Source organism: Staphylococcus sp. Z5-21, from assembly GCF_056529615.1.
In genome coordinates this window covers 881772-893886 of sequence record NZ_CP096462.1, presented here as the reverse complement: position 1 = coordinate 893886, position 12115 = coordinate 881772, and the positions used below count along the sequence as shown (strand labels likewise).

Sequence of the window (12115 nt, the reverse complement as noted above, 5' to 3'; positions counted from 1 at the left end):
ATTGTTTATTTTTAAAATTTTTTTATATTAAGATTCAATTATTGCTAAAATATCTTCTTCATTAACGATTAAATATGTTTCGTCTCCTCGTTTAACTTCAGTTCCAGCATATTGTTGGAATACTACTTTGTCGCCTTCGTTTACTTCAGGAGCAACACGAGAACCATCTTTTAAAATACGTCCTGCACCTACTGCAATTATCGTACCTTCGTTGGATTTCTCTTTAGCGCTATCAGTTAATACGATACCACTTTTAGTTGTTTGCTCTTGTTCTGATTTTTGAATAATTACTCGGTTACCTAATGGCTTTAACATTTTTCGTTCCTCCTCAAAAGTTTAAATGTTAGCACTTTAAGTTAATGAGTGCTAATGTACTTTCTATAATAATCAAATTTAGTCAACTTTTCAAGTTAAAACCATTATCCTCTTAATTTTGTACAAACGATGATTTTGCGATAAAATAAAGTATCATTTAATTTTTGGAGGTTCATTATGTCTCGTTTATGGGTATCCATATTGACATTAGTTATTTATGGTTTAGCACAATTTGGTGTTATTTTATTACATATGGCTGGCCTATTTAACAATCTAAGTAGCAAGGAACTTGTCTTTGCTAACATATACACACAAGTTGGTTTATTTATAATAGCTGCTATTTTAATAATTATAATCAATAACTTTATTTCTAATCCTACCCGATTAGAGCAACAAGCAAAAGAAAAGAAACGTTACGTTATTGTTTGGGCAATTGTTGGTTATTTCGTTGTTATGATTTATCAGATACTTGCAGGCATGATTAATATGTACGTATTTGGTGCACCTCAATCAAGTCCAAATACTGAGCGACTGATGAAAGTTGCACAAGAAATACCCCTATTTATCATATTAATTTCAATTGTAGGACCAATACTTGAAGAGTTTGTTTTTAGAAAAGTTATTTTTGGTGAAATTTACAATTTAATTAATGCAAATAAAACGATAAAATTTTTAATTGCTGCCATTGTAAGTTCCATCATATTTAGTGCAGCACACGCAGATCCATCATTTTTTATAATTTATTTTGGTATGGGCTTCATTTTTGCTGCATTATACGTATATACCAAACGAATTTGGGTCCCTATCTTAGTGCACATGATGCAAAATGGATTTGTTGTCATCATACAAGTACTTATTGGACCAGAAAAAATAAAAGAGCTACAAGAATCAACATCATTCATATTTAATCTTTTATTTTTAATAATGTAAATATATAAAGGGAAGTACGTATGATTCATTTAGTACGTACTTCCCTTTTATTGTTTTTATTTTAATTTGTCATTCTTGCGTCTAACAAAGTAGCCAATAACCACACCAACAAAAATAATAAGCATTGCTGTGATTAAAGCAAATAAAGTTCTTTCAAATTTCATTTGAATCGTATCACTGGCTTCTTTATCTTTCGTATGTGTCATTTCTTCATCACTACTTGTATGATATTCATATTTACCTGTAGTATTTTTATTCTCTGGTTTTTTCAAATCTGGCATAGAACCAATATCACCAGTAATCAAAGCCAATACTTGTTTATCTAAATTTTTATAATAATCTCTTGATTTCAATGGATTAAAATATTGGAATTTAAAATAATTTGTATCTTTTTGTAATTCATTTAAAAATGCATTATCCGCAAAATTTTGTTTTTTTAAAACTGCGGAAATTTCACTATCAGAAACTTGTTCTTTATTACTACCTAATTGTTTAACTTGATTTAATACAAATGGATTGTATTTAAAAGAACCGGTTGTCATTTGATTAAATCGATTCATTAATTGGTGTTCATTCGATTCCCTATTTTGGTTATTTTCTGTTGTTTGATTCATAGACGGCTGATCTATATTATTCGAATTCGAGCTATTTTCCCCATTATTTGATTGACTATTTGAATCATTTTGCGTACTTGAGCGATGTGTTCTATTTACACTGTCACGATTATTTGTTTCTGTGCTCGATGCGTTGCCAGTCTCATTACTAGATTTATTTGAATTACTTGGTGTATAAGCGTTGCCACCTGAATTATTAGGTTTCTCTGGCTTTTCAGTAGTTCCATTGCCCTTGTTTGGCTGTTCTGGCTTTCCATTTCCTTCACCATGGTTATTGGGTTTTTGTGGTTTTCCTGATCCACCACCACTGCCATTTGGTTGTTGTGGTTCTTCGCTCCCTCCACCATCTTCATTTGAGTTGTCTGGCTTACCTAATCCGCCACCACTACCGCCTGAGTGGTTCGGTTCTTCGCTTCCTCCGCCATCTTCATTTGAGTTGTCTGGCTTACCTGATCCGCCACCACTACCGCCTGAGTGGTTCGGTTCTTCGCTTCCTCCGCCATCTTCATTTGAGTTGTCTGGCTTACCTGATCCACCACCACTACCGCCTGAGTGGTTCGGTTCTTTGCTCCCTCCACCATCTTCATTTGAGTTGTCTGGCTTACCTGATCCGCCACCACTACCGCCTGAGTGGTTCGGTTCTTTGCTCCCTCCACCTTGGTTATTGGAATCCTCTGAATCTCCTGTTTCTCCATCACTGCCATCTTGATTATTTTGCTTATCTGGATCTTCTGTTGATTGTTTATCTTCTTTTCCATTTTGTTTATCTGGATCTTCGGCTGACTGTTTATCTTCTTTTCCATTTTGTTTATCTGGATCTTCGGCTGACTGTTTATCTTCTTTTCCATTTTGTTTATCTAGATCTTCGGCTGACTGTTTATCTTCTTTTTCGTTTTGTTTATTTGGATCTCCGGTTGATCGTTCTTCGTCATTCACTTCACTCGTGTTATCTGTTTGTTCAGTTGCTCTAGTTTGACTATCAGATACTTTTTGATTGCTAGGAAGTGACACATTATTAGAACGGTCTACATCACTGCTTTGATCATTTTTATTTGTATTTTTACTATTTTTAGTTAATACATCATTATCATCCTTAATAACTGATGAACTATTATTTTGCGCATTTTTATCTAATTCATTTTCTTGCTGTTCTATTGCTTGTGTCGGGTGCGCAACTATAGACGTACTTAAAGCAATAGCAAAACTTGATATCACAAATTTATGAGCATTATACCGCTTCACATCATCACCTCCATTAAAAAACAAATATATTTATGTACAGTATATAGAAAATACTATACTTTTTCATTAAAAGTTGGTTTTTGAAAGAAAATATTAATACTTTTGAAATTTTATGTAAAATCTATTTACAAATAAAGATATAATAATTATACTAGGTATATAAAATAAATTGACTTGAAGGAGATTTTTCACATGGGATTATTTACAAAAAATGCTTCAACATTAGAAACTTTTCAAAATGCAATTGAAACAAGACGTTCTATTTACAGTTTAGAAAAAGAAATTTCTATATCTGATAAAGAAGTTGAGGATATTATTGAACATGCCATTAAACATGTACCATCTTCATTTAACTCACAATCTACACGTATCGTTTTATTATTAAATGATAATCATGATAAATTTTGGGACATTACTAAAAGAGAACTTAAAAATGCAATGGGTCCAGATCGTGAATTCCAAGCAACTGCTGACAAAGTTGATAACTTCAAACATTCGCACGGTACAATTCTTTATTTTGAAGACCAAGACGTTGTTGAAGGATTACAAAATCAAATGCCAAACTATGCTGAAAACTTTGCTGTTTGGTCAACTCAAACAAATGCAATGCACCAATTTGCTGTTTGGACAGCATTAGGAATAAAAGGTATCGGAGCATCTTTACAACATTATAACCCACTGGTAGATGTTGCAGTTACAGAGGCTTTCGATATTCCTAAAACTTGGAAACTTGTTGCACAAATGCCATTTGGTAACATTCGTGACGAAGCTGGAGAAAAAGCATTCCAAGATGTTAAAGATCGTTTCTTAGTTAGAAAATAATAAATTAACCTGCGATTCATCGTTTTCTATAAAATTAACGAGGTTCGGACATAGATGATATTGTCTAACCTCGTTTTTTTTATCAAATAAATTATTCAAACAGTGCTTACTTTGAGTTATCAGAATTTTTTTAGTATATTGGGACAAACAGCTTTTAAGGGGCGATGAATATGAATATAGAAATTTTTCAATTTAAAGTAGAACCAGCAAATACAGAATTAAATGAAGAAACAATTGCTACTTGGTTTTCTAACTATGTTACATCACAAACAGATGTCGTTGTATTACCTGAAATGTGGAATAACGGATATGCCCTACCACAACTTCAAGCATTATCTGATAGCCGATTGTCTCGTAGTTACGAGTTTATTTCTAAACTTGCAATAAAGTATCAGGTTGATGTTATTGCTGGATCTGTTTCAAATGCAAAAAGTAATGAAGTATATAATACTGCCTTTGCCGTTTCAAAATACGGAAAACTTTTAAATAACTACGATAAAGTACACTTAGTACCCATGTTGAATGAACCTAGCTTTTTAAATGCAGGTAATGCTGTGCCTGAGCCATTTAATTTATCGAATGGCGCGAGAGTCACACAAATCATTTGCTACGATTTACGTTTCCCCGAATTATTACGTTATCCAGCACGTAAAGATGCACAAATTGCTTTTTATGTTGCACAATGGCCATTAGTCAGATTAGATCATTGGATTGCGCTATTAAAAGCACGTGCTATTGAAAATGATATGTATGTCATTGGATGTAATGGATGTGGAGATGATGGTCAAACGGAATACGCAGGTAATTCTATCGTCATTAATCCTAATGGCGAAATATTGTCACAATTAGGTTATAAACCTGACCACATAACTTGCGAAATTGATTTGGAGGAAGTTGACAAGCAAAGAGACACTATTCCAGTGTTTAAAAATTTACGACCACATTTATATAAATAATAAAAAACCGTGAGCTTGGGAGGGACTCACGGTTTTTGTAACTTATTATTAAGGGAATGTTTTTACAGTTATTTCTCTATCTATTTTTGGGGATGTTATTAATTATGAAAAAATTTAGTGAATTTACCGATTTAAAATGATAAATTGAATGATGTTTACGATAGCTTACATGTTAAAACTTTAAATTGTCTCTGTTATAGACAATGTTAAAATGATATTTGAATTGAGACTGGGAATGTTCTACAAATTCAAATTAGGGATTGCTTAATTTGCTTAAGCGCGTTGTGTACCTGAAAGTATTATTTTACGAAATCACTAATTACTGCTGAGAAATGGTTTGTCACTACATCAGCCTCCTCTTGTTTGTAATCAATTAATTGAAAAAACGAGTACTAATTGTGTAACTATAACAACTATACGAAGAAAGTACAGTTACAAAGATTAGTGTGTTCATTAGACCCCTGCTCAAAAGTCTAACCAACTTCATCATTCAAACAAAAATTTCAAACAAAATTTGATTAAATGATTTGTAAAATGTAATCACTTCTTTGTGATACAAGTACATTTAACCATGATTTTTCTACTTAGAGTTAAAAATTCCCTAACTCGACAAAATTCGTGCCTAAATGTTTTTAAAAATATGATAAAATTAGTCAGATAAGATTTTCAAACAGTTAGGAATTCAAAATATACAGTTAAGCAATAAGACGCATAAAACTTAATTACAATTGTATAATACGAGTAAGGAGAGAAACCAACATGGTAAAATTTATAGATGCTAAAATAGACAATTTTGCTAAACAACTGCAACAACGAAATAACTTGGACCGTATTGAATATTTAAAGATGCGTTTAGGTATGCAAGTTGTCGTAAATAATTTCTTTAAAACAATTGTTATTTATGGTGTTTCACTCCTTTGCCATATGTTTTTATACACACTAACTGTTCATTTAACATTTTTTTTAATTAGACACTTTGCGCATGGCGCACACGCTAAGAATTCTTTACTTTGTTATATACAAAGTGTAATTTATTTTGTTTTACTACCTTGGATAGTCGGGTATGTACAAGTGTCATCTCTAATTATGTATACTTTAGCACTAGCTGGATTAATCATAATTAGTATATATGCACCTTCTGCTACTAAAAAGCAACCTATACCTGAACGACTAAGAAGAGGTAAAAAAATTAAAGCAATATGTTTAACATTAATCTTTTTATTAATTTCGCTCTTTTTAAATGAGCCCTACCAGCAATTAATGTTATTAGGTATTGTGATTATATCTATTTTGCAGTTCCCGATATTTTTCCCTAAGGAGGATTATTAATAATGAATGTTATAAAATCTATTTCAAAATCTATTTCAAAATCTATTTCAAATTATTTCGCTAAAGTCTTTGCTTCTATAGGTTCAATATCTACTATCAATCCTTGTTTTGGTTATACTGATGAATCTGAAATTCCAAAAGAATTAACAGATCTTTACGAATAATAGTTATGTAGAAAGTGTGTATAATATGACATTTTTTTATTCTTTGTTTTTCTCATTATTACAAGCAATTATTATATTTTACAATATGAAACTTATTAGCGGCATCCGCTATACTAAAAGGGATTTTATTTCAATTATTGGAATAATAATCCCTTCAACCATTTTGTTTTTTATTTTTTCTTCTGCATCTGTTATATTTTTATTTTTTACAAGTACAATTCTTATGTATTATAAAAACAAATTTATAGGAGTTGTTACTTCATTAATCTGTTTTTTCATTTTATACATGGCTAACTTTACAAGTTTATGGTTAAGTAGTGTGATTGTAAATGCAATTGGTATTGATAGTGTTTATATGCTATTTGTAGCTATTTCATTCACTATATTCTCCATAATTTACGCTTATATAGCAAAATTCTTTATTAAACAATTATCAGTTTCAGACTTATCGTTAAATAAAATATATTTAACATTAGTTAGCCTATTTTTATTAACTATCTTAGGTCTAATTTACTTTTATTTACCTAATAGAGAGATGTCTTTTGGTGATGCAAAATTCATTTCGATTATGTATGCAGTTGTCATTATCACCACTGCTATTCTTATCATTACAATTTCTTTTAGCATTATTCGCCAAATACAATACAAACGTAATATGCAAGAAATTGAGAATTATTATAAATACACATTACAAATTGAAAAAATTAACCATGAGATGCGCAAATTCAGACATGACTATGTCAACATCTTATCTACTTTATCTGATTTTATTAGAGAAGAAGATATGAATGGACTTAGAAAGTATTTTCGATCTGAAATACTTCCAATGCAAGATAGCATGCAAATGAATGCAATTAAAATCAATGGTCTTGAGAACTTACATATTCGAGAAATTAAAGGACTGCTAACAACAAAGATATTACAAGCACAAGAAAAAAGTATCCGTATCAGTATAGAGGTACCTGACCCAATTGAAAAAATTGAAATGTCAACGATTAATTTAAGTAGAATTATTGGTATTATACTGGATAATGCGATAGAAGCTTCAGAAAAAATTGAAGATGATCCATTGATACGTATCGCGTTTATTAAAAACGAAGATGATTCTGTTATGTTCATCGTTATGAATAAATGCGAACCAAATATGCCAAAAGTTCATACCCTTTTCCAAGAAAACTTTTCTACAAAAGGAAAGAATCGTGGTCTCGGTTTATCTACTCTGAAGGAATTGACGGATTCCACAACAAATGTTTTATTAGATACAACCATTGATAATAACTACTTTATCCAAAAGGTAGAAATTTTAAATTCTGATTCATAAGGATGTGTAACTGTGAAAATATTCATTTGTGAAGATGATGAAAGACAACGTGAGCACATGGTTTCTATTATTAATAACTACATCATGATTGAAGAAAAGCCAATGGAAATCGAAGTTGCCACTGCTGATCCTTATGACATCTTAGAACGCTCTAAGAACCTCAATGATATTGGGTGTTATTTTTTAGATATTCAGCTTGAAGCTGATATTAATGGTATCAAACTTGCTAGTGAGATTCGTAAACATGATCCTGTAGGTAATATCATCTTTGTTACAAGTCACAGTGAGTTAACTTACCTAACATTTGTCTATAAGGTAGCCGCGATGGATTTCATTTTTAAAGATGATCCAGATGAATTAAAATCAAGAATTATTGACTGTCTTGAAACTTCAGAATCAAGATTGAAGCTTCTTTCAAAAGAAAGTAGTGTTGAAACAATTGAATTAAAACGTGGAAGTAATTCGATTTATGTCCAATATGATGATGTTATGTTCTTTGAATCATCTACTAAATCGCATCGATTGATTGCACATCTTGATAATCGTCAAATTGAGTTTTATGGCAATTTAAAAGAATTAGATCAACTTGATGAGCGATTTTTCAGATGTCATAATAGCTTTGTCGTCAATAGACACAATATAGATTCTATTGACTCTAAGTCACGTGTTGTCTATTTTAAAAATAATGAACATTGCTATGCATCTGTTAGAAATGTCAAAAAAATATAATATACATAAAAAAGCCAAACCAATAGTCATTACTGACAAATGGTTTGGCTTTCTTTTTTGATTGCTTCAACAATTCCTATTTAATATTTAATGCTTCTTTCACTTTGTCTAGTGAAGGGATACTTTCTATTGCACCGTATTGCGTCGTGACGATAGCAGCAACATAATTACTAAATTCTAGGATAGCATGCCCCTCACTCTTCAGTAACTGGATTATATCTCGCTCATTACTATCCAATAATCTACTAATCACCGCACCAATAAATGCATCACCAGCACCTGTCGTATCAATCGCCTTCACTTTATAGCCTTGCTCAACAATTGTTGTTCCATCCTTTAAGTAAATTGCAGCACCTTCTGCACCTTTGGTATAAATAACCGCTTGGACATGTCCTTGAAATAGCCATTGAATTGCTTGGCTCTCATCTTCATATCCTGTCACAAATGACAGTTCTTCATCGGAAATTTTGATGATATCTGCAAAAGGTACAAATGCTTGAATTGCTGATTTACAATCCGCTTCACTATCCCATAACGGTAAACGCACATTAGGATCAAATACAACTGTCCCATTAGCATGTCTAACTTTTTCAATTAGGGCTTTATGGGCCATTTTCATCGGACTATCTACGAGGTCTACTGAACAAAAGTGTAGTATATCTTGTTCCGTTACTTCTATTTGACTCACTTGTTCTTCATTATATAGCATATCTGCCGAAGGCTTACGATAAAATGAAAAATCCCTTTCTCCCTCTTTAGTTAAACTTACAAATGCGAGCGCAGTATTCGCTTCAGATGAACGTTTCAAATATTGCGTACCGACACCCAAATCTTCTAATGTTTCTACGATAAGATCACCGAAAGCATCTTCTCCTAATTGGGTAATCATTTCTGCCTGACCACCTAATTTTGTCGTAGTACAAGCAACATTACAAGGTGCCCCACCAACTTGTCTCGAAAATCCTTCTACATCTTTGAGTTTAGAATCTGTTGTATTAGGTATAAAATCAATTAGTGCTTCACCTATTGCGAGTAGACGTCTCATTGTGTATCACCTTTCAAATCATATTTTGTAAATCGTAAGTATACTTGTCCTGATTCTGTTGATGTTTTAATGCCAGTTGCATCTTCTCCAGAAAATATTCTAGAGGACATCACTCGTTCTCCATCGTTACAGAAAATTTCAATACTTGAAGTATCTACATATAACTGTAACTGCGATAAAGGTGTATCTAAATAAGTACTACGAGACGTACCTTCTACAGGATTAGGCAATGGTCCACTTTCACTTCTATCAAATGTTAATTTTTGTTCTTTAGTATTATACGTAATTAGCGACGTCTCCGTTTTACTCGTTCTCACTTCAAAGTATACTTCTGTTGCTTCATTTTCCAAAATATCAATAATTAATTCAAACTGTTTACCTTCATATGGATGTAACTGTTTCGTAAATTTATTAGCATATCCCAAAGCAGTTTCTTCATTTGAACGTAACTTTTCTAGTGCTTTAATCGGACGTTGTTTTAAATTACCTTCGTCTACTGTAAGTACACGTGGAATAGTTAAACAATGTGCCCATCCGTCTTCATCAGTTGGATAATTAATTTCTGGTAAGCCCATCCAACCAATGAGTATACGCTGTCCTTGTTCATCTAAAAATGTTTGTGGCGCATAAAAATCAAATCCATGATCTAACTCATGAAAATCACCATGATTCATAGTTAATTGATTCATATCATATTGTCCCATGATGTAGCCTGATTGATAAATATTTCTAAACTGATCCCCTTCAGCGTCAATACCTTGTGGACAGAATAATAACATATCATATCCATTTAAATTGAAATAATCTGGACATTCCCACATAAAACCAAAATTATCTAAATTTGTTTGTATTTCACCTTGGAATTCCCAATTAACAATATCTGAGGATCGATATTGTAAAATACGACCTTGCTTGTCAATATTTTGTGCAGCAATTACAGCATAATATGTACCATCTTTTTGATAAACTTTCGGGTCTCTAAAGTGTTGCGTGTAACCAAAAGGTGGTGCTGAAATGACAGGCTTTGGAAATTTTTTTATTTCTCCATTCTTTGTCATTTTTGCTATCTGTTGGGTAGAAATTCGATGCCAATCTTCATCGCGATGATTCGCAGTATACATATAATATAAATGCTGGTTATATTCAAATGCACTACCACTATATACACCATGACTATCGTCGTTTGTATCTGGTTTGAGTGTTGGTCCTACTGCATTAAAATGAATAAGATCTTTACTCGTATATGTATACCAATATTTTAGTCCATGCACTGGTCCTAATGGGAACCACTGATGTGATATATAATAATTACCATTAAAATATATCAATCCATTTGGATCATTAAGTAAACCTGATTTAGGTTGTATATGAAAAGTTTGTCTGTATTTAGATTGATTAACACGTTCTGTTAATTCAGCTAAATATTGTTGATCTGCGTCTTCATATTTTTGATAACGTGCTTCCTTTGTCCACTCTACCATTTCGAGCTTCCTCCTAGTTTCAAGTAATTCATTGTCATTTTTGGTACCGGTTCCATTTATTCATATTTATAATATCATGTTTCGTTTAATTTTTAAACGAATGGTCAATTTCAATAGTGATTTGTTTTTCTACGTCTTTATGTTGTATTAATTGATTTAATTTTTCCATAGCAACTTCTCCTGCATAATCAAAAGCATATCTCACCGTATGTATAGATGGCGAAACAATTTTTGTAACTGGATCTCCACCAAAACCAACGATATATTTAGACATATGATGTTCCGAATTATATTTATGAACAGCTAAAGCTATCGAATCAGTCCCCCCTACGATGGCATCAAAATGTGGATATTTTTGTAATACGCTAGCTACGTCTGGTTTGGCTTCTTGATAGTTAAAAGATGTTATCGAAATACTGGGCTCAATACCATGAACTTTAAGTCCATCGATAAATCCTTGCTTTCTATATATACCTACAGCCGTATCTGTCTCCGTAACACCAAAAAATTGAATATCCTTATAGCCCTGTTTTCCCAGTGTATCTCCAACAAGATAACCAGCTTGATAATCATCGTGAACAATACAATGTAATTGTTCATGAGTTTGACCAACAATGATCACAGGTACATTGATTTTATGAATCACTTCTAAATGTTTATCTGTAATATCTGTGGCCATAAAGATAATCCCGTCCACTTTACTTCTGTAAAAAGTCTCTAGTGCATCTAGTTCTAAATCTGAATTCAAATTGGTGTAATTAAGCAATAGCCTATAATTTTGTTTATCGCATATCGTTTTAACACCTTTAATCGTTTCATCAACTGCAAACGAATTCATTCTTGGTATGATAGCGCCTATCATATTTGTACGATATGCTCTTAAGCTTTGTGCGAATTGATTCGGCTGATAATCATGTTCATGTATGATTTTATCTAATTTTTCTTTTGTTTTCATACTTACCGAGCCATCATTTAAATATCTAGAAACTGTACTTTTAGAGACACCGGCTAGTTTTGCTATATCATCAATATTTTTCATAGTTTCTCACTCTCATTACTTCACTATTATGAACAATATCAATTCTATCATAATGGAATCGCTTTAAATACTATTTAAATTAAAAACCAATTTGCTTCAATCAAGGTATACTACCTTAGATTAAACAA

Annotated in this window: 12 protein-coding genes; 7 read left to right on the top strand and 5 right to left on the bottom strand. The window is 32.0% G+C overall.

Annotated features, from left to right (window positions below; all coding sequences use genetic code 11):
• Positions 1-27: 27 nt before the first annotated feature.
• Positions 28-315 carry a co-chaperone GroES gene (groES, locus tag M1D64_RS04315; protein ID WP_002482789.1) on the bottom strand — a complete coding sequence of 96 codons (288 nt, stop codon included), beginning with the start codon at positions 313-315 and terminating at the stop codon, positions 28-30.
• A 177-nt stretch (positions 316-492) separates the two neighbouring features.
• Between groES and mroQ the strand changes: the two genes are divergently transcribed.
• The gene (gene mroQ, locus M1D64_RS04310) at positions 493-1245 is read left to right on the top strand and encodes an intramembrane glutamic endopeptidase MroQ (RefSeq protein ID WP_041079918.1); all 753 of its coding nucleotides are present in this window, start codon (positions 493-495) and stop codon (positions 1243-1245) included.
• 56 nt (positions 1246-1301) lie between these two features.
• On the opposite strand, the gene M1D64_RS04305 is transcribed toward mroQ, so the two are convergent.
• The gene (locus M1D64_RS04305; RefSeq protein ID WP_145437477.1) at positions 1302-3101 is read right to left on the bottom strand and encodes an SdrH family protein; all 1800 of its coding nucleotides are present in this window, start codon (positions 3099-3101) and stop codon (positions 1302-1304) included.
• 192 nt (positions 3102-3293) lie between these two features.
• On the opposite strand from M1D64_RS04305, the gene M1D64_RS04300 reads away from it, so the two are divergent.
• The 6 genes from M1D64_RS04300 (at position 3294) to agrA (ending at position 8422) form a co-directional block, all read left to right on the top strand.
• Positions 3294-3923, top strand: coding sequence for a nitroreductase family protein (locus M1D64_RS04300; protein WP_069821659.1), 630 nt, complete (start codon positions 3294-3296; stop codon positions 3921-3923).
• A gap of 170 nt (positions 3924-4093) precedes the next feature.
• Positions 4094-4879 carry a carbon-nitrogen family hydrolase gene (locus tag M1D64_RS04295; protein ID WP_011302730.1) on the top strand — a complete coding sequence of 262 codons (786 nt, stop codon included), beginning with the start codon at positions 4094-4096 and terminating at the stop codon, positions 4877-4879.
• 759 nt (positions 4880-5638) lie between these two features.
• Positions 5639-6208 carry an accessory gene regulator AgrB gene (locus tag M1D64_RS04290; protein ID WP_075340051.1) on the top strand — a complete coding sequence of 190 codons (570 nt, stop codon included), beginning with the start codon at positions 5639-5641 and terminating at the stop codon, positions 6206-6208.
• Positions 6209-6210: 2 nt separating this feature from the next.
• Positions 6211-6372 carry a cyclic lactone autoinducer peptide AgrD gene (gene agrD, locus M1D64_RS04285; RefSeq protein WP_002482783.1) on the top strand — a complete coding sequence of 54 codons (162 nt, stop codon included), beginning with the start codon at positions 6211-6213 and terminating at the stop codon, positions 6370-6372.
• Positions 6373-6397: 25 nt separating this feature from the next.
• Positions 6398-7693, top strand: coding sequence for a quorum-sensing sensor histidine kinase AgrC (agrC, locus tag M1D64_RS04280; protein ID WP_041079873.1), 1296 nt, complete (start codon positions 6398-6400; stop codon positions 7691-7693).
• A gap of 12 nt (positions 7694-7705) precedes the next feature.
• Positions 7706-8422: a quorum-sensing response regulator AgrA gene (agrA, locus tag M1D64_RS04275; RefSeq protein WP_002482781.1), complete on the top strand. Its 717-nt coding sequence runs from the start codon at positions 7706-7708 to the stop codon at positions 8420-8422.
• A 76-nt stretch (positions 8423-8498) separates the two neighbouring features.
• On the opposite strand, the gene M1D64_RS04270 is transcribed toward agrA, so the two are convergent.
• The 3 genes from M1D64_RS04270 to M1D64_RS04260 form a co-directional block, all read right to left on the bottom strand.
• Positions 8499-9467 (bottom strand): carbohydrate kinase family protein, encoded by a 969-nt coding sequence (locus M1D64_RS04270; RefSeq protein ID WP_002482780.1) that lies wholly within the window; start codon positions 9465-9467, stop codon positions 8499-8501.
• Entirely contained in the window at positions 9464-10948 is a 1485-nt protein-coding gene (locus tag M1D64_RS04265; RefSeq protein ID WP_041079874.1) for a sucrose-6-phosphate hydrolase, read from the bottom strand. The genes M1D64_RS04270 and M1D64_RS04265 overlap by 4 nt, the downstream gene beginning before the upstream one ends.
• Positions 10949-11033: 85 nt before the next feature.
• Complete coding sequence (locus M1D64_RS04260; protein WP_002482778.1) at positions 11034-11987, bottom strand: LacI family DNA-binding transcriptional regulator; 954 nt, start codon at positions 11985-11987, stop codon at positions 11034-11036.
• Positions 11988-12115 lie beyond the last annotated feature (128 nt).